The following is a 24,488-nucleotide window of genomic DNA, read 5'->3' on the forward strand; positions in this document are numbered from 1 at the left end:
TTTAGGCTCCTCGCATGCACCGCGTCGCGCGGATCCGAGGTCTGCCGGGCACCGTCAAGCTCCTCTTGGCGTCGTTCTTCCTGTTCAACGTGGGCTTCTATCTGGTCGTCCCGTTCCTTGCGGGACATCTCGCTGGCCTGGGGATGACCGGGGCGATGATCGGGCTGGTCCTCGGCCTGCGCACCTTCTCCCAGCAGGGCATGTTCTTCGTCGGGGGCGCGCTGTCGGACCGGTTCGGCGCGCGGCGGATGATCCTGTCGGGGATCGCGTTGCGGGTCGCCGGGTTCGTGGTCCTCGCCTTCGCGACGGACCTCGCGGGGGTCGTGGTGGGCACGGTGCTCACCGGGTTCGCGGCGGCGCTGTTCGCGCCCGCCGTCGAGTCGACCGATGCGATGTTGGGCCGACGTCTCGAGGACGACGGGGTGCTGCCCCGCGCCACGCTGTTCGGTCTTGAGCAGATGTGCAGTCGTGCCGGCAACGTCGTCGGCCCGGCGCTGGGCGCCGCGCTGATCTGGGCTCCGTTCACGGCGGTCACTCTCGCGGCCGCGGTGCTCTTCGTGGGGATGTGGGTGGGCTTCCACCGCCTGCTGCCGCACGACGTCGCCCCCGGCGACGCCGCGCACGGCCTCGCCGCGGCCTGGCGCACCGTCACGGGCAACCCGCGGTTCATGGCGTTCGCGACGCTCGGCGCGCTCCAACTCGGTGCCTACGCGCTGATCTACGTGGTGCTGCCGGCGGAACTGCTGCGGATCGGGGCGCAGGCGTGGCTGGGGTGGATCTTCGCGGGGACCGCGGTGCTCGTCGTCGTGGGGCAGCCCGCGGCGGTGGCGGTGGGGCTCCGGCTCGGTAGGCCGCGGGCCGTGGGGCTCGGGCTCGGCGTCATCGGGGCGTCGTTCCTGATCCCGGCGGCCACCGCGGCGCACCCCGACGGTGCCCACCTCGCCGCGGTGATCGCCTGGATCGTCGTCCTCCACCGGGCCAGATGCTGCTGATCCCGCCGATGCGCGACATCGTCGCGGTCCTCGCCGGCGAGAAGAACCTCGGCGCGCACTACGGGATGCTCGCGACCCTCGGCGGTGCAGCGGCGCTGATCACCTCGTTCGGGGCGGGCTGGGTCGATGACCGGGTCGCCGACGGTGCCCCGGCCTGGGCCGGCTGGGTGGGCCTGTCCGCGGTGGTCATCGCCGCGGCGGTCGGCCTGCGATTCGTCCTCCCGCGAGGCGTCGCCGTCAGCGCGTGAGCACGCCGGTCAGCTTGCGCACCAGGTCGTCGGTGACGAACGGGATGGTCACCGGGTTCGGCATCGACAGCGCGTCGCTGACCACCGCATCGAGGCCCACCAGCCGCTTGTCCCGCACCACGGGCAGCGCCGCGAAGGCGGGTTCGTTCTCGATGAGGGCGCGGTCGCGGTCCCAGTTGTCGAACACCAGCACGTCCGCGTCGAGCAGGTGGAAGTTCTCGGCCGACAGTTCCGTGTTCAGCTTCCCGCCCGCGAACCGGTCGGTCAGCGCGGCGGGCGGCGTGAAGCCCAGGCCGCCGAGCACCTGGAAGCGCGCGGCGTCGGGGCCGAAGGCCCGGAGCTTGCCGTCCTTCCAGCGGATCACGAGAACCGCCGTGCGGCCGCCGAACTCGGGGTGCTCCGCCTTCGCTCTCGCGACGGTGGCCTCCGCGTCCGCGACGAGCGCATCGGCGCGTGCCGCGCGTCCTACGGCCTGCCCGACGCGACGGGTCACGTCCTGCCAGGGGAGCGCCCAGTCGGTCTGGCCCGGCGCGTGCAGCACGGTGGGGGCGATGCCCGACAGGCGGCGGTACTCGTCCTCGGTGATCGCGTTGTTGATCGCGAGGATGAGGTCGGGGTGGGTGGTGGCCACCGTTTCAACCGAGAAGTCGCCGGTGGCGTTCGGCAGGGGCGCCGGCGCGTCGCCACGCACGAGGCCGCGGGCCCACTCGCCGACGCCGGTGTCCGTGGAGCCGGTCCAGACCGGCGCGAGCACCGGCGTGATCCCCAACGCCAGGAGCGGATCCTGGTCGCCGATGCCGACGACGGCGACGCGCTGCGGGGACCGGTCACCGTCGTCGTGCCGAACGCGTGCGGCAGGCTGACGGGGTACGCGCCGGGCTCCGCGGACGTCGCGCTCGAGCTCGACGGTGCGCCGCCGTCACGGGTGCCGCAGGCCGCGGTGGCGGCCAGGGCGGTGATCGTGGTGAGCCCCGCGCGCAGCGCGGTCCGTCGGTTCAGTCGTGTGTCCATCGTGACCTCTCTCTGCTGCTCCACACAGCGAAGAAGGTGAGCCTAATCTATTTCTTGCTCCGTGGTGGCCGAGCGTGCCGGGAGGATTCAACGGTGATCCGTCAGGCCCGCCAGGGTCGAGGCGAGGTAGTCGTCCTCGGCGTCGTTCCCGGGCAGGGCCAGGGCGTCGCGATAGGCGGCCGCGGCGGCGTCGGCATCCCCGAGCTCGGCGAGCGTGAGGGCGCGGGCCACGTGGTACGGCCGGAATCCGGCGAGCGCGGGCTCCGTTGCGAGCTGGTCGAGCCGGCGCAGGCCGAGGGACGGCCCGTAGGCCCGGCCGACGGCGATCGCGCGCCCCAGCCGCACGACCGGGCCACGCTCGCGTTCCTCGAGCAGCCGGTAGAGCACGGCGATCTGCTCCCAGTCGGTCTCGTCGGCGGTCGCCGCCTCGGCGTGCACCGCCGCGATCGCGGCCTGGATGGTGTACGGCCCGGCGCCGGTGGCGGCCGCGGCACGCTCCACGAGGCTCGTCCCCTCCGCGATGAGCGCCGGGTCCCAGGCGCCGCGGTCCTGGTCGACGAGCGGAACGGGGCGGCCGTCACCGTCGAGACGCGCCGGGCGGCGGGCCTCCGTCAGCAGGAGCAGCCCGAGGAGCCCCGTGGTCTCCGGTTCCGGCAGCAGGCGCTGGAGCAGGCGTGCCAGCCGGACGGCCTCGGCGGTCAGGTCGTCGCGCACGTGGTCCGCGCCGGTCGACCGGGCGAACCCCTCCGAGTAGAGCAGGTAGATCACGCGCAGCACCCCGGGCAGCCGGGCGGGGAGGTCGGCCGCCGCCGGTGGTTCGAACGGGATCACCAGGCCGCGGATGCGCTTCTTCGCGCGCACGATCCGCTGCTGACAGGTGGTGACGGGCAGCAGGAGCGCGTGGGCGACTTCGGCGGTGCTCATGCCGGCCACGAACCGCAGCGTGAGGGCCACGCGATCCTCGGCCTTGAGCGCCGGGTGGGTGCAGGCGAAGAACATGCCGAGTCGTTCGTCCGGGACCGGCGATTGCGGCGGAGCCTCAGCGGGGTCGGCGAAGCCGCTCGGCGTCGGCAGGCGCTCCGATTCGAGCCGCAGCTGCGCGAGCTTCTGCGCGAGCACGGCGTCCCGTCGGACCGCGTCGAGAGCCTTGCGCTTGGCGCAGGTCATGACCCAGGCCGACGGTGCCCGCGGAACGCCCGTCTCCGGCCACGAGATCAGTGCCTGCGCGAGTGCCTCCTGGAGGACGTCCTCGGCGAGCCCGAGGTCGCCGAACCGGCGCGCCAGGGTAGCCAGGATCCGGGTGAGGGAGTCGCGGTCCAGGTCCGCCACCGCCCGACGGGCCGTTTCGGCACCGTCGGGTGGGGGAGTGGTGGGCATGTCAGTACGGCGCCAGCGGGCGGATCTCGACGTGGCCACCGGGTGCCGACGCGGGGCTCTTGCGCGCCCACGCGATCGCCTCGTCGATACTGGCCACCTCGATGATGTAAGCGCCGCCGACGAACTCGCGCACCTCGGCGAAGGGGCCCGCCGAGACGACCCGTTCGCCGGTGTCGTCACTGCCGACGACGGTGCCCTGATCGGGGTCCTCCAGCGCGAACGAGCTGACCACCACGCCCGCTTCGGTGATCTCCTTGTCGAAGGCGAAGAACTCCTCCGGGCTCGCGCCGCCTTCTTCGCCGCATTCCGGGTCGTTGGTGTGTCCCATGAGCAGTAGTGCGTACTTCATCGTCATCTCCTCGGTCGTCGGTCGCCGAGCCGCACGGCCCGACACCATGGTGACGGACGGCGGGCGGCGAGATCGACAACCGCGTGGAAGAAGCTTTCCGAAGGGACGGTTTCCTGCGGTCGTTGCTGTCGGATCGGTCCGTGACCGCGAAGATGACGAAGGGCCGGTGCCCAGCGATATCCGCTGAGCACCGGCCCTTCACTTCGGGGTGGATGACGGGACTCGAACCCGCGACAGCCAGAATCACAATCTGGTGCTCTACCAACTGAACTACACCCACCAGGTGCCTGGGATCGCCAGGCTCGGAGAACTTTACCCGACGGTTCCGGCGGAATCCAATCGGTATGACCGCTGCGGCGCATCGCCGTCTGAGCTGCGGCGACCGCCGGCGGGCGCGCCGGGTGGCGAGGTGACCGTCAGGCAGGTCCGAGGGCTGCGGCCGCCGCGGTGACCTCCTCGGTCGTCGGACCGGGGGCCGGAACGAAGGCGGTGCTGCGGTAGTACTTCAACTCGCGGATCGACTCGCGGATGTCGGCGAGCGCGCGGTGTGCCAGGCCCTTGTCGGGCTGGCCGAAGTAGATCCGGGGGTACCAGCGCCGGCACAGCTCCTTGATCGAACTGACGTCCACCATGCGGTAGTGCAGGAACGCGTCGAGCTCGGGCATCTCGTTTGCGATGAACCGACGGTCGGTGGCGATCGAGTTGCCGGCCAGCGGCACGGCCCCCGCCTCGATGTGCTCGCGCAGGTAGGCCAACACCGCTTCCTCAGCCGCGCGGACGGAGATCGTCGACGCCCGGACCTCCTCGGTGAGACCGGACCGCTCGTGCATCTCCTGCACCACGGGCGGCATCGCCGCGAGCGCGGCGTCGTCCGCGTGGATCACCAGGTCCACGCCCTCGCCGAGGATGTTGAGGTCGCCGTCCGTCACCAGGGCGGCGATCTCGATGAGCCGGTCGGAGGTCGTATCGAGGCCGGTCATCTCACAATCGACCCACACCAGTTTGTCGTCCACGCCGATCAGCGTAGCCAACCGCCTGCGAACGTCGGGCGGGGTTGTGGTGCGAGGGTAGCCTGACCTCATGAGCCCGGTCGGATCGGTACAGGAACTCGAGAGCGCGGTCGGGAAGCCCGTCGCGGCGATGATGCTCAAGACGATCGACCACCTCGACGAACACTGCCGGACGATCCTCGCGTTCTCCTCGGCGGGCGTCCTCGGCTACGTCGACCACGACGGGGTACAGCGAACCAGGCTCGTCGGCGGCGCCGCGGGGTTCGCCGTCGTGACCTCGCCGACCCGGCTCGCCGTGGACGTGCCGGAGGACGCCGCGCCCGGCGGTGCCTCGCTGCTCATGCTGGTTCCCGGATGGCGGGAGACGCTGCGCGTGAACGGCACCGTCGGGGGCGACGGCTTCGAGGTTCTGGAGGCCTACCTGCACTGCGGGAAGGCGGTGATCCGCTCCGGGCTGTGGGAGCCCGTAGCGCCCATCGCCGGCACCGCGGAGTTCGACGAGCCGACCGTTGGTGTGGAGGCGGCCGCCTTCCTGGCGGCCGCACCTTTCGCGGTGATCAGCTCTCGCGACGGGGACGGCCGCGCCGACAGCAGCCCGCGCGGCGACCCCGCGGGCGACCTCCGCCTGCTCGGGCCCACGACGGTCGCGATCGCCGACCGGCCGGGGAACCGTCGCACCGACACGCTGCACAACATCGTCGCCAACCCCGACGTCGCGCTGTTGGCTCTCGTTCCCGGTGACGGCCGGACGTTGGAACTGACCGGAACCGCGACCATCAGCACCGATCCGGCGCTGCGCGAGCAACTCGCCGAGCGCGGGAAGGCGCCGAAGGCGGTCGTCGTCGTCGAGGTCTCCCGGTCCCGATTGGCGCGGAGCGACGGGATCGCCGCCGCGGCACTGTGGGACCTCGGCCGCCACGGTGACACCGCGGCGCTGCCGCGGCCGTCGGCCGTGTGGACCGACCACGTCAAGCGCAACACCACGGGCGGCGTCGGCGCGCGGGTGTTGCGCGCCGTGGCGAACGAAAGGGTCATGCGCGCAGGCGTCGACCTCGACTACCGGCAGAACCTCTATTGACCCGGGCCTCGGCTAGGGTTTGCAGCGTGACTGACAACGCGAACTCCCCGGCGCAGACGATCGCGGCCGGCTACGACTTCACGGGGCCCGCCCTGGAGCTCGGGACCGTCCTCGTGGACGGCACCGTCGACCCGTCGGCCAAGGTCCGGATCCCGCTGGCCATGATGAACCGGCACGGCCTCGTCGCGGGAGCCACCGGCACCGGCAAGACGAAGACGCTGCAGCTCATCGTCGAGCAGCTGTCGGCCAACGGGGTGCCCGTCGTGCTCGCCGATATCAAGGGCGACCTGGCCGGCCTGTCGAAGCCGGGCGAGTCGAACGACAAGGTGACTTCGCGCGCCACCGACACCGGCGACGACTGGAAGGCGTCCTCGGTCCCGACGGAGTTCGTCTCGCTGGGCACCGGCGGCGTCGGCGTCCCGATCCGTGCCACCATCTCGTCGTTCGGGCCGATCCTGCTCTCGAAGGTGCTGGGCCTCAACGCCACCCAGGAGTCGACGCTCGGCCTGATCTTCCACTGGGCCGATCAGAACCAGCTCGAGCTGCTGGACCTCAAGGACCTGCGTTCGGTGATCGCCTATTTGACCTCCGCGGAGGGGAAGGCCGACCTCGAGGGCATCGGCGGCGTCAGCAAGCAGACCGCCGGCGTGATCCTGCGCGCCCTGGTCAACCTCGAGGCGGAGGGCGACACCTTCTTCGGCGAGCCTGAGATCGACATGGGCGACCTGCTCCGCACCGCCGGCGGGCAGGGCGTGGTCACGCTCGTCGAGCTCGGCGACCAGGCCGCGCGGCCCGCCCTGTTCTCGACCTTCCTCATGTGGGTCCTGGCGGACCTGTTCCAGTACCTGCCCGAGGCTGGCGACCTGGACAAGCCCAAGCTCGTCTTCATCTTCGACGAGGCGCACCTGCTGTTCGCGGACGCCAGCAAGGCGTTCAAGGAACAGGTCGAGCAGACGGTCAAGCTGATCCGGTCGAAGGGCGTGGGTGTGTTCTTCTGCTCGCAGTTGCCGACGGATATCCCGAACCCGGTGCTCAGCCAGCTCGGCGCGCGGATCCAGCACGCGCTGCGCGCCTTCACGCCGGAGGATCAGGCCGCGCTGAGCAAGACGGTCAAGACGTACCCGACCTCGTCCGCGTACAAGCTCGATGAGGCCCTCACGAGCCTCGGCATCGGCGAGGCGATCGTCACCGTCCTGTCCGACAAGGGCGCGCCGACGCCGGTCGCGTGGACCCGGTTGCGCGCGCCGCGCTCGCTCATGTCGGCGATCGGCGACGATGCGATCCGCTCGGCCGCGCAGGCCTCGCCGCTCTGGGCCAAGTACTCGCAGACGGTCGACAACCTCTCGGCCTTCGAGAAGCTGTCGGCCAACGCCCAGCAGGCGCAGCAGGAGAACGCGCCCGCCGAGCAGGCGCCGCCGCCCCGCCCGCGCCGAAGCAGCAGGACGACGATCCGGGGTGGGTGTCCGACGTGATGAAGAACCCCGCAGTGAAGTCCTTCCTGCGGTCTGCGGCCTCCGCCGCCGGTCGGGAGCTCTCCCGCAGCATCTTCGGCACCAAGCGCCGCCGCTGAGCGCAGCCACCGTCGAATTGAACACTGTTACCGTCCACCGCGACCTGCGGCGGTTTCGCCGACGGTAACGGTGTTCAATTGCGGGTGGGTCAGTTGCCCGCGAGCTTCTTGTACATCTCGCCCACGATGGGCGCCATGATGGCGCGCGGGGTGTAGTGGCCCGCCATCGACATGCCCTTCGAGAGCAGGCCGGGGACGACGCGCATCTTGTTCTTCTCCAGCGCGTCCAGGGTCACCCGGGCGGTGTATTCGGTGTTCACCCAGAGGAACTCGGGCACGACCTTCTCGACCGTGGAGCGGTCCTCGGGGTCTGGGAGCTCGGTGCGCACGGGGCCCGGGGCGAGCAGGGTGACGTGGACGCCGGTCTTCTTCAGCTCGCCGCGCAACGACTCCGAGAAGGTGTTGGCGAAGGCCTTCGACGCCGCGTAGGTGGCGTTGTTCGGGATCGGCATGTTGCCGGCCGCGGAGCCGGTGATCATGATGCCGCCGCTGCCGCGCTCGACCATCTGGGGGAGCACGGCCAGCGTCAGGTCGTGCACGGCGTTCGCGTTGAGCTCCAGCTGCGCGCGCTCGTAGTCGAAGTCCAGGTCGATGACGCGGCCGAAAGTCGCGGTGCCGGCGTTGTTGCAGAGGATCGAGATCTCCCGGCCGCCGAGCTCGGCGCACAGCTCCGCGCGGGCGTCGTGGTCGGAGAGGTCGACGCCGCGGACCTCGGCCTCGACCCCGAACTCGGCGCGCAGCTTCGCGGCCAGCTCCTCCATGGGGCCGGTGCTGCGAGCGACGAGGATGACCGAGTGGCCGCGACGGGCGAGTTCCGTGGCGAGGGCGACACCGATGCCGGAGGAGCCGCCGGTGACGACGGCGCGGGCGGACTGATGGGGTGCGGGTACTGGCATGGGGGAGATGCTACGGGAGTGCGTCGGCGTGCCCGTATCGCGAACTTCGCAGTGTGACGACCCGGGTGCCGTTGAATTCCGCGCACGTCGGACCTGCGAAGACGTGCTTCGAGTGGCGATCGCGCTCATCTGCGATTAGGTTAGCCTCGCCAATATTCCCGCTGAAGGTGGAAGACATGAACCGCTGGGCCCCGTATTACCTGTCCGCGCTCCGGATCGTGACGGGCGTGCTGTTCGCGCTGCACGGCGCCGCAACCTTCTGGGGCTTCCTCGACGGCCGTCGGTCGAGCCCCGACGTCTTCGTCTGGCCGAGCTGGTGGGGTGCCGCGATCCAGCTCGTCGGCGGCCTCCTCATCGCCGTCGGCGCCCTCGCTCGGCCTGCGGCGATCATCGCATCGGGCTCGATGGCGTACGCCTACTTCGCCTTCCACGCCGGCGACGGTCTCTCCCCGCTGGCGAACGGCGGCGAGCTCTCCGCCCTGTACTGCTGGGTGCTTCTGCTCTTCGCGTTCACCGGCCCCGGACCGATCAGCCTCGACGCCGTGATCGATGGCCTGCGGGCGGGGGATCGGGTTGAGGGAAAGGCCTCGTCGGACCGCGCCGATGCGAAGGATGCGGCAGAGTCTGCGGTATGACCGCAGACATCCCCGACGCCGCCCGCGAACTCCTCGATCAGTTCGTCCTTCCGGTGATCGGTCCGGAGGCAGGATCTCGATCACAGACGACGACGGGTGGCGAACTCGAGGGTGAGCGCCTAGCGATCACGATCAGTCTCTTCGTGATGCTGAACCCGTGATCGGGTGCGCCGGGAGGACATCAGTACGGTAGCGGCGCCGATGATCGCGAGCGCTGCATACCCGAGGGAGATTGTCTCGAGCGATACGCCTGACGCAGTGAGCCGTCCGGATACGAGACTCGGTACCGCAGCGCCGCCGTAGGAGAAGAGGTAGACGGTTGCCATCAGTCCGGCCCGTTCGTCGGCACTGGTGCGCGGGAGCAGTCTGCGCATGGACCCGGTGAAGGCCGCGCCCTGCGCGGCTCCCGCGACCATGCCGCAGACGATCATGGTCAGTACCGTGCCTGTGCGCAAGCCGATCACGACGCCGGCCACCGCGACCGAGAAGACCAGGATCCCGGCGCGTTGTGCTCCTACCGGGGTGAGGCGTCCGGTGAGCAATCCACCGAATGCGTACGGTGCCATGAAGGAAGCGAAGACGATTCCGGCGACGAGCGTGTTCGTGGTATCGAAGCTCTGGGCTGAGATCGTCGGACTGAAGGCCTGATAGAAGCCGCCGAGCGCCCACGTTGCGACGAACACGGCGATCGACGCGGGCAGCAGGGGACGGATGGCGTGCGGGATATGTACCCGTGGGTACAACGAGGCGAGGGCGCCCGTGCTTCGGGCGACTGGCTCGGGGCTCAGCAGGACCAACACCGCGCACAAGATCAGCGCGAGTAGGACTGTGAGGTAGGGGGTTTGCTCCGGCGCCGGGGCGTATTCGGCGAGGGCGCCCGAGCCGACCGATCCGAGTGTGAGTCCGACCAGTGGCGCCGCTGCGACGACCGTCGCCGCGAGCCAGCGCGGGCGGTCGGGCGCCAGGTCGATGGCGTACGCAGCCATCCCGGACGATGCGAGGCCGCACGCGGCGCCCTGCAGGGCGCGACCGGCGACCAGCGTGCCCAGCCCCGTCACATCGAGGAGGGCCAATGACCCGGCTGCAGCGAGGAGAACGGCAGTCAGTGTGATGATCCGTCGCCCGATGTGGTCGGAGAGACGCCCCAGTAGGACGAGCGTGATCATGACGGCCACGAAGTACGCGACGGCCGCGATCGACAGGTCACCGGTGGTCAACGCCACCGCGGTGCGGTACCGCTCGTACAGTGGGATCGGGGCACCTGAGGCCGCGAATACCGCGACGAGCGATACCGTCGCCGCCGCGAATCCGAGTCGCTGTCTGGGCAGCGTCGCAGATTTGTCACGGCTGGTTGTGGCGGAAGGCTTTTCCAGAGTCACTCCTCGCCGCCGAAGACATCCTTCGCGACGGACATGGCTCCCATACCGTTGGGCCAACCCGCATAGAACGCAAGGTGCAGGATAGCCTCCTTCAGTTCGTCCTCGGTCACCCCGTTCTGCCGCGCGAAGCCGAGGTGGAATTTCAGTTGATCGGTCTTGCCCAGCGCTGTCAACGCCGCGACGGTGACCAGGCTCCGGTCGCGCTTCGACATGCCGTCGCGCTCCCAGACCTCGTCGAACAACACTCGATCGGTGTAGTGCACCATGCCGGGCGCGAAGTCGCCGAAGGTGTTCTTGCCACCCGTCCAGCCGGTGTTCTCGGTCATGTTTGTCTCCTACTTCTAGAGCTGAGGAACTCGAACGACTCCATGAGATCGCTTCGGGACCGTGACGAGGAAGGCTCAGCTGAAAGGTGTACTGGCGAGGCATCCCTCACGGGGCGCTGTCGTCGTAGCGTTGATCGCGTGGATAGTAAGAGAGAAGCGCGGGAGTTCCTCATGTCCCGCCGTGCGAATCTCACGCCCGAGCGCGCCGGTTTGACCGTGTCGGGGCACCGGCGCGTTGCGGGATTGAGGCGCAGTGAAGTCGCGATGCTCGCCGACGTCAGCGTCGAGTACTACGCCAAGATCGAGCGAGGAGCTCTGACCGGTGTATCCGACGCCGTCCTGGACAGCGTCGCCCGCGCCTTGCAACTCGATGATGCCGAACGTGAGCATCTGTTCGATCTCGCCAGGTCGGCGAACGGGGTCGTTCAACCGGTGCGACGGCGCAGAGGCAGGGCGTGGGCTCCGCGCGAGAGTCTCACGCGGGCACTGAATGCGATCGTGCACGGCCCGGCGTTCGTGCGGAACGGCCGCATGGACGTCCTTGCGGTCAATCCGCTCGGTCGTGCGTTCTACGACGAAGTCTTCGACGGACCGGGGAGGCAGAACCTGGCGAGGTACTGCTTCCTCGACCAGCGTGCCAAGGAGTTCTATCCGGACTGGGAGGCCGCGTCCGATGTGACAGTGTCGATCCTGCGAACCGAGGCCGGACGCGACCCGCGGGACAGGGAACTGCACGACCTCATCGGAGAACTCTCCACCCGCAGCGACGCGTTCCGCACGCGATGGGGAGCCCACAATGTGCGACGCCACGGCTCGGGCACGAAGGACTTCCACCACCATGTCGTCGGTGGCCTGACCCTGACCTACGAGGGTATGGAGCTCACCGCCGAACCCGGATTATCCTTCCTCATCTACACCGCGGAGCCGGGCTCTGCGAGCGAGGAGAGATTGCGCTTGTTGGCCAGCGTCGCCGCTACCGACTCGACGGCGGCATTCACGTGGCCGGACCTGTAGAAGGTGCAACACGCGCTATCAAAATGTCGTACAGTTGCGGGGTCGTGAGAGGGCTGGCACTGCCGAGGAGGGCCGATCCGAGTGCATACGAACCGGAGTGGAGACGGATGTGACGATGCAGCGCTGCGCTCCCGTTGATCGATCGGTCTGATGGCTTCCGACCGATTCGGTCCCTGGCCCATGAAGGGGTGGAGTCCGGAGTGGAACGCCTTCGTGCCTTCCATGTCCGGTTACGTGGGTGCCAAGAACTGGGGGGTGAAGTCTCCATTGGAGCCGCTGTTCGATGCGGTTCGGTCCACACTCGTCGGGACCCGCGTGGAGACGACCACGGGTGGACGGGTTCTCGGGTTCACGCTCAGGGAGATGAACGCACGGTTCGAGACGCTGGGCTCGGCGGCAGGGCAAGCCGAGGACGTGTCGTTCTCTGCCGAAGATGTCGTGTACGACGGCTTGCGGGTTGACCGAGTCAACGTGACGGCCCGCAACGTGCACACGAGGATCGGAGTCAATCCGGTCCTCGTGACTGCGCCGCTGGACATCGAGTTGTCCGGGAGCTGGCATCAGGTGAACGCGTTGCTGCAACGGTATGCGAGCGATTTCCTCATCGAACCGACGGGGTCGCAGCGCGCTCGTGTGCGTCTCGCACAGCATCCACGGTGGGGCTGGCTCGATGTGGGGGTGGAGACCGATGCTGGGGCGGTCGGGTTGCGGCTGTTGCGGATCGGTCGCGGAACAAGGTCGCTCGGTCGAGGCGGTCGCCGTGTTCCTGTGGTTCCCCTCCCTGTGAGTATCGATGCGGGAGTTCGCATCATTGATCTGACGATCGATCGCGAGCTTGTGACGGCCGTGATCAGGGTGGATGCGATCCGGGTCGAATACGCCCGGGTCTGGGCGCTTGTGCGCAAGGGACGTTGATCCGGTCGGTCGGTCTCAGCGTCCGCCGCCCCGCCTGTGGCGTCGTGTGTCCGCCGGAATGGGCGGACGACACTCGTCGGCGAGCAGCAGATCTGCAACAGTCTGACTATTGACAACCGGGCAAATTGTGCCACTATGGCTGTGGCAGCTATCACAACACATTGTGAAGATGTGCTGACAGCAGTGAATCGAACGCGAGGAAGCGTCGCTGCGGCGACGCCGCTCGTTCGTTCACAGAGGAGTCGGGACTCGTCGACCAGTGGGGCTTGCGCGACTGCAGGACTCGGGAAGTCGCACTCGCGGGTTCGTCCCGGCCGGTTTCCGATAAGACCGTTAGGGAAGGGTTGGAAATGATGACAACAAGTGGGGATGCCGTAGGAAGGCGGTCGAGCTTCGGAAAGCTCGGTGCTGGGCTCTTCCTGGGGACTGCATTGGAGTGGTACGACTACTTCGTGTACGGGGTGGCAGCAGCACTCGTTCTGAACAAGCTTTTCTTCCCGTCGTTCGACCCCACGGTGGGCACGCTGTTGGCGTTCGCGACTTTTGCTTCCGCCTGGTTGATGCGTCCCCTGGGTGCACTCATCTTCGGATACATGGGCGATCGTATCGGGCGCCGAACAGTCCTGTTCATCACGCTGATCGGCATGGGTGTGGCGACGATCATCACGGGCCTGTTGCCCACCTATGAACAGATCGGAATCTGGGCCCCGCTACTGCTCATCGTGTGCCGGATGGTGCAAGGACTTTCGGCAGGGGGTGAGTTCTCGGGCGTCGCCACGATGGCGATCGAGCACGCGCCCTCGCATCTGCGAGGGCGGTACACCAGCTTCGCGCAGATGGGTATCCCCGCCGCCCTCATCATGGCGAACGGTGTGAGCCTCGCTGCCTACTACATGCCGGACGATGCGCTCGAGAGCTACGGGTGGCGCATTCCTTTCCTGTTCAGTGCCCTCATCTTCCCGATTGCGGTGTTCATTCGGCTCAAACTGGAGGAATCGCCCGAGTTCGAAGAGAAGAAGGAAGCCGATACCATCGTTGCCAACCCATTGAAGAATTGCATTCGCGACCACTGGAGGACGATGCTCGTATTGGGCTTCGCCAACGGTGGGCTGGGCGCCGCGTTCTACGCGTACAGCACCTACGCCGTGAACTACGGCACAGGAGGCGGGGATCTCCCGCACAACAATGCTTCTTGCGATCATTGCCGCAGGCTTCGTGCACCTGCTCTGCGTTGGCGGTGTCGGGTGGTTCTCGGACAGTATCGGCCCTAAGCGGATTTTCCTATCGGCTCTGACGCTCCTCGCGGTTGCGCCGCTTCCTGTGTTCTGGATCATCCAGACGGGCGACACAGCGATGATCGTTCTCGCTATGATCATCGGTCTGGGAATCGGGCACGGGGTGGCGTATTCGGTCACGGCGCTCTTCTTTACCAGCGTTTTCCCGGTGGAACTGCGATACACGGGTTCGGCGGTCACTTACCAGGTGTCAGCCGCCGTCCTATCGGGTCCGGTCCCACTCGTCATGACCGCTCTTGTCAGTGCCGCCGGTGGTTCGCTCTGGTACGGAGCGGGTTTCCTCATGCTTGTTTGTTGTGCGGGCCTGCTGGGTGGGCTGCTCCTTCATCCGATGGCGGAAAGGGACATGGAGCTCGCCGAGTCGAGGGGAAGGGTGTGATGGAGGCGGCGAGCGAATCGGGGTGGCGATATGGCCCTTGATGCTCGGTTCTACAAGGATGCCGTCGACGGTCGACCGTCCGAGTTCGGCACGATCTTCGAACCCTCCGAACATTGGTTGTCGAGGCTCCCGACCGAGGACGTGATCGATCCTGATCTGCCGATCGTGGACGCTCATCACCACCTATGGATTGAGCCGTACGCCTACGATCGCGCGGCGTTCGAGGCGGACGTGGACAGCGGGCACAGAGTTGATGCGACCGTCGCCGTCGAGTGCCACGTCGCGTATCGACGAACCGGGCCGGAGGCTTTGTATCCCGTGGGGGAGACCGAGTTCCTCGCTGAGTCGGTGGCCGACCAGCACGGCCTTACGAAGGTTGCCGCGGGTATCGTCGGATACGCGGACCTAAGTCTGGGCGCGGAGATCGAGCCCGTGCTGGCCGGACATATCGAGGCCGGTCGCGGGAGGTTCCGGGGAGTACGATTCAGCACCGGTTGGGACTCGAGCCCGGACGTGGCCAACACCCAGACGGGGGAGCGTCCGGGGATGTTGCGAGAGTCGCGGACGATCGAGGCTGCGCGGGTGCTGGCTCGCAATGGTCTGACCCTCGATGCGTGGCTGTTCCACCCCCAACTCGCGGATGTCGCCGTACTGGCGGATGCAGTGCCCGAGCTCAACATCGTTGTCGACCACTGTGGTGGGCCGCTGGGGTACGGACCGTATGCCCGTCATCGGTCGAGTCACTTCGAGCGGTGGCGTGCGGGGATCGACCTGGTAGCGAGACGCCCGAACGTGTGGTGCAAGGTCGGTGGACTCCTTGCGCGCGGTGCTGCGATCGACTACGTCCGCGCGCCGGCGCCGCCCACCTCCGACGACTTGGCTCGCACCTGGTTCCCGTGGCTGGACGCGTGTGTCGAGGCATTCGGGCCTGATCGCTGCATGTTCGAGAGCAATTTTCCCGTGGACAAGATGGGGACGACCTATCGGGTGCTGTGGAACGCCTACAAGAAGTTCGCGTCCGCGGCGTCCGCCTACGAGCGGGCGCGATTGTTCAGTGGGTCTGCGCGGGCCTTCTATCGATTGGGCTGAAGGACGTCCGGGATGCGTGGCCCGACTGCGTACTCGCGCTGACCTCGGGCTATGGGGGCTGGTGAGATCGTCGGCAGTGCTCGATGGTGAAGTCCTCCTCGAGCGCGACGGAGCGGCGCCACTGTTGACCGAATACCCATGCAGGATATAGTCTGACATTTGTCTTGCCGTTACGCGGGCGTGAGTGCATATGGAGGCGACAATGAAGCATTACGGGCAGTTCTACATCGACGGCAAGTGGGTGGCGCCGTCCGAGGGGTCGCGTCCCTGATCGATCCTGCGACCGAAGAGCCGTGGGCGACGGTGGCGACCGGCGGCGGCATTGAGGACGCCGACCTCGCGGTCGCCGCGGCCAAGCGGGCCTTCTCGAGCTTCTCCCGCACGAGCGTTGAGGAACGTATCGATCTGATCGATCGCATCATTGCCGCATACGAACGTCGCACGGGCGAACTGCCTGAGCTTCTCGCGTACGAGGATGGCATTCCGGTCTCGTTCGCAGGGCAGGTCAAATCGTCTATCGGGCACATGACCATCGCGCGCGATGTCATCCGCGACTACGCATTCGAGCGGCGTATGGGGGATACGATCGTACGCCGCGAACCGATCGGCGTCTGTGGGCTGATCTCCCCCTGGAACTGGCCCATCCAGACGTCCGTGGTCAAGGTGATCTACGCGATCGCCGCCGGCTGCACGATGGTGCTCAAGCCTGCGGACGCATCGCCGGCCTCGGCTATTGCACTCGCGGAGGTCATGGATGAGGCGGGCACGCCTCCCGGAGTGTTCAATCTCGTCATCGGGCGGGGCAGCGTGGTGGGCGATCGGATCTCGCGCCACCCGGACGTCGACTTCGTATCGTTCACGGGCTCCACCGATGCCGGACGCCGCGTGGCCGAGGCAGCGGCCCAGACCGTTAAGCGTACCTGCCTCGAGCTGGGTGGGAAGTCCGCGAACATCGTGCTGCGGGACGCGGACCTGGAGAAGGCGGCGCACTTCAACATCCAGCGCGGATTCTCCAACTCCGGGCAGTCCTGTCATGCTCCGAGTCGGCTCCTCGTACACGAGAGTCAGCAGGACGACATCCTCAAGTTCCTGGTCGATGCCATCGACCTCACCACGTTCGGCGACCCGCGTGACCCCAGCACCACGCACGGCCCGATGGTTCACGCGCAACAGTACGAAAGCGTGCAGCGGCACATCGAGATCGGCCTCAACGAGGGTGGCCGTTTGGTCACCGGTGGACTCGGTCGAATCGAGGGGTTCGATCGTGGCTATTTCTGCAAGCCGACCGTCCTCGCGGACGTCACCCCGGAGATGACCCTTGCCAAGGAGGAGATCTTCGGGCCGGTCCTCGTTGTGATGCCGTATCGGACGGAGGAGGAGGCTCTCGAGATCGCCAACGACTCGATCTTCGGACTCGGTGGCTACGTGTTCAGCGAGGATCGTCAGCGCGGGTACGAGTTCGCGAAGGGGATCCGCGCAGGCAGGATCTGCTATAACGGCGCCAACGCAGTGCCGTCTACCCCGATGGGTGGGTACAAGGAGTCGGGAATCGGTCGCTCGATGGGTGTGTACGGGCTCGAGGAATACCTCGAGGTCAAGTCCGTCTACGGGTTCGCTGACGAGGCGGCGGGGTTGCCCGAGAACTAAGGGTCCCGACGGGGACGATTCCCGCCCGATCCGCGACGCGGATCGGGCGGGAATCTGTACCTGTGTAGGTAGCCCGGACGGCTACCAAGCGTAGTCCTCCGGCGCCGTACGGTAGCCGGGGAAGATCTTGTCCAGCCGTTCCATCGCAGCCGAATCGAGGCGGATTCGCGTGGCTGCGGCAGACGAGTCGAGGTCCTCTCTTGTGCGCGGGCCGACGACGGGACCCGTGATCCCGGGCCGGGCGAGCAGCCACGCGAGCGCCACCTGTGCGGGCGGCGAGCCGATCTCCCGGCAGAGGTCCTCATACCGTTCGAGTTGTTGTCGGTGCTTGCCGAGCTGCTCCGCGTTGTAGCGCGTACCCGCGACATCGCTGTGCAGTACCCCGGCGAGCAGGCCGCGATGCAGCGGAGCCCATGCCAGCACGCCGATGCCGTACGCCTCGCAGGCGGGAATGACCTCGCGTTCGATGTCCCGCGTCGCCAGGTTGTAGATCGACTGCTCACTGACGAGGCCCAGCATCGACCGTGCGATCGCCGCCTCTTGCGCCTGTGCGAGGTGCCAACCTGCGAAGTTGGACGATCCCACGTACAGGATCTTGCCCTGCGAACGCAGCGCGGACATCGCCTCCCAGATCTCATCCCACGGAGTCAGCCGGTCGACGTGGTGCATCTGGTAGATATCGATGTAGTCCGTCTGGAGGCGTTGAAGGGAAGCGTCACATGCGCGGCGGATGTGAAGGGCGCTCAAGCGGCCGTCGTTCGGCCAGTCGCTGAGCGGCTCGAAGACCTTGGTCCCGAGGACCGTGCGCTCGCGCCGGCCGCCGCCCTGGGCGAACCACCGACCGATGATCTTCTCGGTAGCGGATTTGCTCGGCTCGCCCGGCCACTGACCGTAGACGTTCGACGTGTCGAAGAAGTTGATTCCCAGTTCGTGCGCGTGATCCATCACGGCGTGCGATTCGGGCTCGGGGGTGTTGAATCCGAAGTTCAAGGTGCCCAGGCACAGTCGGCTGACCTTCACCCCGCTGCGTCCCAGTTGCGTGTATTCCATTGTCCCGTCCTCCGAACTCGCCTACTCGCCGAATACGCGCTTCGCCGCGGCCATCGCGGCCATCGCCTTGGGCCAACCGGCGTAGAAGGCGAGATGGGTGATCGCCTCGACGAGCTCGTCCTGGGTCGCGCCGTTGCTCTGCGCGCGGCGGAGGTGGTAGTCGAGCTGGTCGACGTTGCCGCTCGTCACGAGACACGCCACCGTGACGAGACTGCGCTCCTTGGGGCTGATGTTTCCGCGTTCCCACACTTGCCCGAACAGGACATCGTCGGTGAAACCGATGAGCGCGGGTGCGACCTGCCCGAGGGGGTGCTTCTCTCCGCTCGGACGTGTATCGGTCTGGGGCTGATCGGGACTGGTCATGGTGCTCCTCAACTGTGACTGATCGGACTGCTGGTCGGGTGTGCTGACGACAACGGGACGCGGTGAGTACACCGCGTCCCGGTTGCTGCTCGAGGTATCGCTCGTCGGCGCCGGGCGCCGACGCTCATCAGCCGTTCGGGCGATGAGCGGGGAGCATCACCGTCATGACGGTCGTCGGCGCGTCGCTGCGGTTCTGCCACGCATGGCGCGTGCCACGCTGGACCATGCTGTCACCCTTGCGCAGCACGGTTTCTCCATCCTCCATGACGCACCAGAGTTCTCCTTCGATGACGGTCATCACATCGATCGTCTCGGTGCTGTGCATCCCGGGCACGGAGTCTGCGGTGCCCTCGTTGCCGGCGCCATAGATGTCCTTCATCGCGGCCTTGAACGCCGCCGCGGCTTCCGGCGAGATCGAGCTGTCCGGTGGGAAGACCGTGGTACGCACGGCGACTCCCTGTGCAGGTGGTGCGAGGACGACCTCGTCGCCGAGGGTGGAATCGTCGTCGACCGAGATCGGCAGCGTGTCGGCGCGCCACAGCTCCATGACTAGGGTTCCGGTGGGCCTGCGGACCCACGGCGTGGCCGGACCATCGCTTGTGATCGTCGACCGGCCATCCTGAGTGATGCCGGTCACCACCACCCGGGCGAGCTTCGGTTCGTCGTTGTCGGACATCGTCGTTTCCTCCTCGATGCGCGGGCGGCCGCCGCGCGCTTCGTGCGGCGTCCGGTCGGTCGCCGCGATCGGGCCTCCGCTCGTCAGGCGCGAGCGGCTTCGTACTGAAGGTCGCTCACTGCCTCTTCCCAGTTCGTCGCGCCGAGCGTGACAGACGTGTGGAGCATGTATCGATCGTTCGCGGCCCCGTGCCAGTGCCGGACGCCCGGAGGGGTCCAGATCATGTCACCGGCACGAACGGTCACGACACCGTTCTCGTCCGAGACGTGGCCCTCGCCGGCGAGGACGATGAGTAGCTGTCCGCCGACGTGTGAATGCCAGTACGTCCGCGCGCATGGCGCGAAGAAGTTGTTGCCGACCGCGACCCCGTCGGTGGGTGCCATCAGCATGTCGCGCCACGCCTCACCGGTAAAGGTGCCGTCCGCCAGGGCCGAGGGTTCGCTATTGGCGCCTCGGATCACTGTGAGCATTGAATTCTCCTATATGTCATGTCGTGGGTGATGAGTGAGAATCGGTCCGGAAGAGGTGCGGCTCAGCCAAGCATGTTCTTGAACCGCTCGGCGGTCTCGCGGATCAGCGCTGCGGCACTCGCGATCCTCGACGTGTGGTTCGCGAAGCCGTGCATCTGATCGGCCGCGTGGATCAACTCGACCGGTACTCCGGATGCTCGTAGTCGCTCCGCGAACTCGAACCCCTCGTCGCGGAGTACGTCGTACTCAGCGACGCAGATCACGGTGGGCGGGAGGCCGCTGAGCTCTCCTCGCAGCGGGAAGAGATAGGGATCCTGCCGTTCCCAGTCGCTGGGCAGATACGCGTCCCAGATCCATTGCATGAACTCGAGCGTCACCGCGAATCCGGCGCCCCGCTCGTCGTACGACGGCGTACCCGGGTCCCAGTAGTCGAGCACCGGGTACAACAGAAACTGCGCCCTGATCGCCGGGCCGCCTTCATCCCGGAGCCGTTTCGTCAACGCGATCGCTATCTGTCCGCCGGCGCTGTCGCCCCCGAGCGCGATCGCGGCAGGATCCGCGTCGATCGAGGACGCGTTCGCCACGACCCAGTCGACCACGTCACGACCCTCGTTGATCGCCGTGGGGTAGCGGTGTTCCGGGCTCAGGTGGTAGTCCACCGAGAGCACCAGGCAGTCGGATACCTCCGCGACGATCCGGCAGAGCGTGTCGTGCGTGTCGATATCGTTGAACACCCAGCCACCGCCGTGGAAGAACACGAGCACCGGCTTAGTGGATCCCGGTGCGGGGTGGTAAGACCGCACCAATACCTGGTCGTCCGTCGTCGCCACTGCGAAGTCGGTGACGATCAATTGGCTCGGCCGCGGCTCCTCCATCAGGCTTTCGCGCATTCGCGCACGCGCTTGATCGAGCGGCAACGTGTAGATCGGAGGCAGCGCTGCTGCACGGGCGTTGAGGGCTTTCGCCTCTTCGGCGAGTTCATTCATGGGGGCTCCAGGCGACGGGCGGGGCGGGGCGGGGCGGGGCGGGAGGGATGCTCGACCCGTCAGCGCTGTGGATACCACTCGGCCATGAGTTGACTCTGATCCGCGTCCGGGCCGAACCGGTTGATCGCCTGCTGCGTCAGCTCTTCGACCAGGTGGCCGATCGGAGTGGCATGCTCGTAGGCGTCGGCGAGCTCGTTCGCCAGGTGGACGTCCTTGACCATCAACTCGAGCGTGAAGCCCTGCTTCTTGTACGTCTCACCACTGAGCAGCGTCGGGAATGTGTACTCGGTCGTGTAGTTGCGTCCGGTCGATGAGTTGAGGACCTCCACGATGGTGTCCTGGTCCATGCCGGCGGCCTGGCCGAGCCGAATGCACTCCAGCGCCGCGAAACGGTTGCAGGAGTTGAGCAGGTTGTTCACGAGCTTCATCGCGTGTCCGGCTCCGGACGGTCCCACGCGAAAGACGTTGGGGGTGACGGTGTTCAGGATACGCAGTGCCGAATCGAAGACGGCCGCGTCCCCGCCGACCATCAGGGTCGATGTACCGTCCGCGGCCCGGCGCACGCCGCCGCCGATCGGCGAGTCGAGGAACTTCACGCCGCGCTCAGCCAGGCCCGCCACGATCTCCGCATCGCTGGTCGGCGTGCCCGTGGTGATGTCGATGACCACGGTCCCGGGCTCGAATGCATCGGCGATACCGTCGTCCCCGAACAGGAGACCCATGACGTGCACCGGTGCCGGCAGACACAGGAAGACGAACCGGCACTGCCCGGCGATCTCGACGGCGGGTGCGAAGGTCGCGCCCATCCCGACGAGGCCGTCCGTAGAACTCCTGTTGCGATCGTTGACGTACAGGTCGTAGTCGCTCACGAGGCGGCTCGCGATGGCGGAGCCCATGGAACCGGTACCGATGAAGCCGATCTTCTCAGTCACTGATGTATCTCCTGTGTCGATGTGGGAACTGATCGCCGAGACGCCCGGCGATGGGTGCCGGTTCAGGCGCGCGCGGCCGAGCCGGCGAGGTGCCAGTCGATGAACGCCTGGAGGCCCGCATCGATGGGGGTGCTGAGCGACGGGCCGAAGCCCATGGCAAGCATGCGGTCCCGGCACACCTGCTGGTACCGGACCAGTTCCGACGTCCACTCGACGGAGGGATTCTCGGCGCCCGTGAGTTCGATCAGTCGCTCGAAGAGATCAGTGGTGTTGATCGGCTCGCCGACGATGTTGACCGCCTTCTCGGTCGCCGGGACGGTGATCGCATCCGCGATCGCGGTCGCTGCGTCGTCGACGTAGACCAGGTCGTGCAGGGCGTCCGGCGCCCACCGCACCACGGCCTGCCGGCCACTGCGCACCGCATCGATGACGTCCATCATCATGCCGCCGAGCGAGTTGTCGCGATTGACGCCGGGCCCGTAGATCGTGCCCAGACGCAGGGAGAGGAACTCGGCACCGCCGCCGTTCGCGTGGGCCTCGAGGTAGGCCTCCACCGCGAGCTTGCTCGCGCCGTACATACCGATGCCACGTCCGTCCGCCGTCTCGTCCTCCCGGTGCCGGAACGGACGGAACGTGGCGAACGAGCCGTAGACGCTGTGCGACGAGCCGTAGACGATGCGACGGACTCCGTGTCGCTTCGCGGCGTCCATGAGGTCGTAGGTGGCGATGACGTTGACCTCGAAAGCGGCACGAGGGTTTCCGGCACCTGCCACCGCCCGGATCGCGGCGAGGTGGATTATGTGGTGGGTGCGCGCGACGAGGGCGTCGACCGCCTCGCTGTTCCGGAGATCGATTTCACAGAACTCGACGTCCGGGAGGGAATCCAGTGCGGCCGAGCGCTCGGTGCGCACGGCGTCGGCGGCGAGCACGTGGTACCGGCCTGTCGCGCTCAGGCGTTCGACGACGCGTGATCCGATGAACCCGGAGCCTCCCGTGACGAGAACCGTTTCCTTCGTTGACACTGTTCGTCTCCCTCTGCCTCGTTTGATCCGTGGCCTACGCAGTACGGTGCCGGTCCGACGCGGCTCGGGCGTCATGGTGAGGCGCGTGAGCCGGGCGCGTCACATCTCCAATGGTGTGATGGCCGACACTGCAATCAAACCAAGCAGCTATCCGACTGTCAACTATCTTACTTATTCTCCAGTGTAAGATGTGGCTAGGGTCGGCGCCTTCGGGTGGTGCGAGGCGACGGCCGCTTGGAACGACGGGCGCCGCGTCTGGTCGCCTGCAATGACCCCGTCCCGTACGGATAAGGAGTACTCATGCTGGTGGAACACCGACACGGAAGCATCTACGTCGACGGGGGATGGGTCCGGGCGACCGGTGAGAGCATCCCGATCGTTTCTCCGCTGACCGAGGAGCTGCTGGCGGAGGTCGCGTCCGCCTCGGCGGCGGACATCGACGTGGCCGTCGCGGCGGCCCGTCGCGCGTTCGACACGGGCCCGTGGCCGACGACGCCGCTCGAAGAGCGAGTCGCCGTCGTCGCGAGGCTCCGAGAGCTCCTCCAGCAGAACCAGGAGCGAATCGCCACGCTGATCACGACCGAGATGGGTTGCCCGATTACGCAGTCTCGGACGGTTCAGGCCGCGAACCCGCTGCGGGTGATCGATGCATACTCCGAGTTCATCGGGGAGTACCGGTTCCGCGAGGTGCGCAGGACGGCGACCGGAAGCGCTCTGGTCACCCGGGAGCCGGTCGGCGTCGTCGCCGCGGTCGTTCCCTGGAACGTTCCGATGGGCATCAGCATGCAGAAGATCGTCCCTGCTGTGCTCGCCGGTTGCACCTTCGTGCTCAAGCCCGCACCGCAGACCACGCTGGACGCGTACTTGCTGGCGGAGCTGATCGACGAGGCCGGCTTCCCGCCGGGCGTGATCAACATCGTGCCGGCCGAACGTGCGGCTGCGGAGCACTTGGTGAGTCACCGCGGTGTCGACAAGGTGACCTTTACCGGCTCCACCGGTGCCGGAAGCCGGATCGCCTCGCTCTGCGGTTCGGACATCCGTCGAGTCACCCTGGAGCTGGGCGGGAAGTCGGCTGCGATCGTGCTCGACGACGCGGATCTGGACGAAGCGGTCGAATCTCTCCGGATGGGTGCGTTCCGCAACAACGGTCAGGTCTGCACGCTCAAGACCAGGATTCTGGTTCCGGCGTCGATGGAGGCGGACTTCGTGGAGCGCTTGAATGCGATGGTCGACACCATGCCGATCGGTGACCCGCACGACGACGCCACCCAGATCGGGCCGCTTTTCAGTGAGCGACACCGAGACACCGTCGAGCGCTACATCCGACTCGGCCGTGAGGAGGGTGGCACCCTGGTCAAGGGTGGCGGACGTCCGGCCGAGATCGACAGAGGCTGGTACGTCGAGCCCACGGTCTTCACCGGAGTCGACCCGAATGCGACGATCGCCCAGGAGGAGATCTTCGGTCCGGTCGTCGCGGTGATGACCTATCGCGACGAGGACCACGCCGTCGCCATCGCGAACGATTCGTCGTACGGGTTGAACGGCGCAGTGTTCACCGCTGATCTGGCGCACGGCCTCGAGGTCGCCAAGCGGATCCGGACGGGCGTGGTGGAGCTGAACGGTAGCCCGATCGGTATGCAGGCCCCGTTCGGTGGGTTCAAGCAAAGCGGCATCGGCCGAGAGAACGGCGCCGAGGGGCTCGACGCGTACACCGAGCTGCGCTCGATCGGCCTGCCGCCGGAGTTCGCGGGTTCCCTCTCATAACCCGAATACGGACGT

The 24,488-nt window shown here is 67.2% G+C and carries 25 protein-coding genes, 1 tRNA gene and 1 pseudogene; 12 read left to right on the plus strand and 15 right to left on the minus strand.

Features of this window, described 5'->3' with window-relative positions; translation table 11 throughout:
* The first annotated feature begins 14 nt into the window (after positions 1-14).
* A complete protein-coding gene (locus MTP03_RS06800) occupies positions 15-992 on the plus strand; it encodes an MFS transporter (protein ID WP_248491316.1) in 978 nt (325 codons plus the stop codon).
* On the plus strand, positions 983-1,240 hold the full coding sequence (locus MTP03_RS06805; protein ID WP_248491318.1) for a hypothetical protein: 258 nt from the start codon (positions 983-985) through the stop codon (positions 1,238-1,240). The genes MTP03_RS06800 and MTP03_RS06805 overlap by 10 nt, the downstream gene beginning before the upstream one ends.
* Here MTP03_RS06805 and MTP03_RS06810 read toward each other — a convergent pair.
* The 5 genes from MTP03_RS06810 to orn form a co-directional block, all read right to left on the minus strand.
* On the minus strand, positions 1,230-2,009 hold the full coding sequence (locus MTP03_RS06810; RefSeq protein WP_248491319.1) for an ABC transporter substrate-binding protein: 780 nt from the start codon (positions 2,007-2,009) through the stop codon (positions 1,230-1,232). The genes MTP03_RS06805 and MTP03_RS06810 overlap by 11 nt on opposite strands.
* Before the next feature lie 329 nt (positions 2,010-2,338).
* On the minus strand, positions 2,339-3,628 hold the full coding sequence (locus MTP03_RS06815) for an RNA polymerase sigma factor (RefSeq protein WP_248491322.1): 1,290 nt from the start codon (positions 3,626-3,628) through the stop codon (positions 2,339-2,341).
* Between the two features lies 1 nt (position 3,629).
* Entirely contained in the window at positions 3,630-3,977 is a 348-nt protein-coding gene (locus tag MTP03_RS06820; protein WP_248491323.1) for a YciI family protein, read from the minus strand.
* A gap of 207 nt (positions 3,978-4,184) precedes the next feature.
* Positions 4,185-4,257 (minus strand) — tRNA-His (locus MTP03_RS06825).
* Between the two features lie 136 nt (positions 4,258-4,393).
* Positions 4,394-4,990: an oligoribonuclease gene (orn, locus tag MTP03_RS06830; RefSeq protein WP_248491324.1), complete on the minus strand. Its 597-nt coding sequence runs from the start codon at positions 4,988-4,990 to the stop codon at positions 4,394-4,396.
* Between the two features lie 67 nt (positions 4,991-5,057).
* On the opposite strand from orn, the gene MTP03_RS06835 reads away from it, so the two are divergent.
* Together MTP03_RS06835 and MTP03_RS06840 are read left to right on the plus strand one after the other, a co-directional pair.
* A complete protein-coding gene (locus MTP03_RS06835; RefSeq protein WP_248491326.1) occupies positions 5,058-6,065 on the plus strand; it encodes a pyridoxamine 5'-phosphate oxidase family protein in 1,008 nt (335 codons plus the stop codon).
* Between the two features lie 26 nt (positions 6,066-6,091).
* Positions 6,092-7,635, plus strand: a pseudogene (locus MTP03_RS06840) (helicase HerA-like domain-containing protein).
* A gap of 89 nt (positions 7,636-7,724) precedes the next feature.
* Here the strand turns inward: MTP03_RS06840 and cmrA are convergent.
* A complete protein-coding gene (cmrA, locus tag MTP03_RS06845) occupies positions 7,725-8,531 on the minus strand; it encodes a mycolate reductase (RefSeq protein ID WP_248491328.1) in 807 nt (268 codons plus the stop codon).
* A 176-nt stretch (positions 8,532-8,707) separates the two neighbouring features.
* On the opposite strand from cmrA, the gene MTP03_RS06850 reads away from it, so the two are divergent.
* A complete protein-coding gene (locus MTP03_RS06850) occupies positions 8,708-9,166 on the plus strand; it encodes a DoxX family protein (RefSeq protein WP_248491329.1) in 459 nt (152 codons plus the stop codon).
* Between the two features lie 119 nt (positions 9,167-9,285).
* On the opposite strand, the gene MTP03_RS06855 is transcribed toward MTP03_RS06850, so the two are convergent.
* Both MTP03_RS06855 and MTP03_RS06860 read right to left on the minus strand, forming a co-directional pair.
* On the minus strand, positions 9,286-10,545 hold the full coding sequence (locus MTP03_RS06855; RefSeq protein WP_248491330.1) for an MFS transporter: 1,260 nt from the start codon (positions 10,543-10,545) through the stop codon (positions 9,286-9,288).
* Positions 10,542-10,871 carry a carboxymuconolactone decarboxylase family protein gene (locus MTP03_RS06860; protein ID WP_248491332.1) on the minus strand — a complete coding sequence of 110 codons (330 nt, stop codon included), beginning with the start codon at positions 10,869-10,871 and terminating at the stop codon, positions 10,542-10,544. Before MTP03_RS06860 ends, MTP03_RS06855 begins: the two co-directional genes overlap by 4 nt.
* Before the next feature lie 138 nt (positions 10,872-11,009).
* Between MTP03_RS06860 and MTP03_RS06865 the strand changes: the two genes are divergently transcribed.
* The 6 genes from MTP03_RS06865 to MTP03_RS06890 all read left to right on the plus strand — a co-directional run bounded on the left by MTP03_RS06865 (position 11,010) and on the right by MTP03_RS06890 (position 17,210).
* Positions 11,010-11,885 (plus strand): helix-turn-helix transcriptional regulator, encoded by an 876-nt coding sequence (locus tag MTP03_RS06865; protein ID WP_248491333.1) that lies wholly within the window; start codon positions 11,010-11,012, stop codon positions 11,883-11,885.
* A 222-nt stretch (positions 11,886-12,107) separates the two neighbouring features.
* Positions 12,108-12,800 (plus strand): hypothetical protein, encoded by a 693-nt coding sequence (locus MTP03_RS06870; protein WP_248491334.1) that lies wholly within the window; start codon positions 12,108-12,110, stop codon positions 12,798-12,800.
* Positions 12,801-13,153: 353 nt separating this feature from the next.
* Positions 13,154-14,071 carry an MFS transporter gene (locus MTP03_RS06875; protein ID WP_256465272.1) on the plus strand — a complete coding sequence of 306 codons (918 nt, stop codon included), beginning with the start codon at positions 13,154-13,156 and terminating at the stop codon, positions 14,069-14,071.
* Between the two features lie 49 nt (positions 14,072-14,120).
* Entirely contained in the window at positions 14,121-14,474 is a 354-nt protein-coding gene (locus MTP03_RS06880; protein WP_248491336.1) for a hypothetical protein, read from the plus strand.
* 30 nt (positions 14,475-14,504) lie between these two features.
* Complete coding sequence (locus tag MTP03_RS06885; RefSeq protein ID WP_248491337.1) at positions 14,505-15,563, plus strand: amidohydrolase; 1,059 nt, start codon at positions 14,505-14,507, stop codon at positions 15,561-15,563.
* 237 nt (positions 15,564-15,800) lie between these two features.
* Positions 15,801-17,210: an aldehyde dehydrogenase family protein gene (locus MTP03_RS06890; RefSeq protein ID WP_248491338.1), complete on the plus strand. Its 1,410-nt coding sequence runs from the start codon at positions 15,801-15,803 to the stop codon at positions 17,208-17,210.
* 81 nt (positions 17,211-17,291) lie between these two features.
* On the opposite strand, the gene MTP03_RS06895 is transcribed toward MTP03_RS06890, so the two are convergent.
* The 7 genes from MTP03_RS06895 to MTP03_RS06925 form a co-directional block, all read right to left on the minus strand.
* Positions 17,292-18,260 carry an aldo/keto reductase gene (locus tag MTP03_RS06895; RefSeq protein WP_248491339.1) on the minus strand — a complete coding sequence of 323 codons (969 nt, stop codon included), beginning with the start codon at positions 18,258-18,260 and terminating at the stop codon, positions 17,292-17,294.
* Between the two features lie 21 nt (positions 18,261-18,281).
* Positions 18,282-18,623: a carboxymuconolactone decarboxylase family protein gene (locus MTP03_RS06900; RefSeq protein ID WP_248491340.1), complete on the minus strand. Its 342-nt coding sequence runs from the start codon at positions 18,621-18,623 to the stop codon at positions 18,282-18,284.
* A gap of 127 nt (positions 18,624-18,750) precedes the next feature.
* Positions 18,751-19,299 carry a cupin domain-containing protein gene (locus MTP03_RS06905; RefSeq protein ID WP_248491342.1) on the minus strand — a complete coding sequence of 183 codons (549 nt, stop codon included), beginning with the start codon at positions 19,297-19,299 and terminating at the stop codon, positions 18,751-18,753.
* A gap of 83 nt (positions 19,300-19,382) precedes the next feature.
* Complete coding sequence (locus MTP03_RS06910; RefSeq protein ID WP_248491343.1) at positions 19,383-19,769, minus strand: cupin domain-containing protein; 387 nt, start codon at positions 19,767-19,769, stop codon at positions 19,383-19,385.
* A gap of 62 nt (positions 19,770-19,831) precedes the next feature.
* A complete protein-coding gene (locus tag MTP03_RS06915; protein WP_248491345.1) occupies positions 19,832-20,755 on the minus strand; it encodes an alpha/beta hydrolase in 924 nt (307 codons plus the stop codon).
* A 59-nt stretch (positions 20,756-20,814) separates the two neighbouring features.
* Positions 20,815-21,687 (minus strand): NAD(P)-dependent oxidoreductase, encoded by an 873-nt coding sequence (locus MTP03_RS06920; protein ID WP_248491346.1) that lies wholly within the window; start codon positions 21,685-21,687, stop codon positions 20,815-20,817.
* 62 nt (positions 21,688-21,749) lie between these two features.
* The gene (locus MTP03_RS06925; RefSeq protein ID WP_248491348.1) at positions 21,750-22,709 is read right to left on the minus strand and encodes an NAD(P)-dependent oxidoreductase; all 960 of its coding nucleotides are present in this window, start codon (positions 22,707-22,709) and stop codon (positions 21,750-21,752) included.
* A 300-nt stretch (positions 22,710-23,009) separates the two neighbouring features.
* Between MTP03_RS06925 and MTP03_RS06930 the strand changes: the two genes are divergently transcribed.
* Positions 23,010-24,473, plus strand: coding sequence for an aldehyde dehydrogenase (locus MTP03_RS06930; protein WP_248491349.1), 1,464 nt, complete (start codon positions 23,010-23,012; stop codon positions 24,471-24,473).
* The last annotated feature ends 15 nt before the right edge of the window (positions 24,474-24,488 follow it).

This window comes from Tsukamurella sp. PLM1 (assembly GCF_023168325.1).
Classification (GTDB): domain Bacteria; phylum Actinomycetota; class Actinomycetes; order Mycobacteriales; family Mycobacteriaceae; genus Tsukamurella.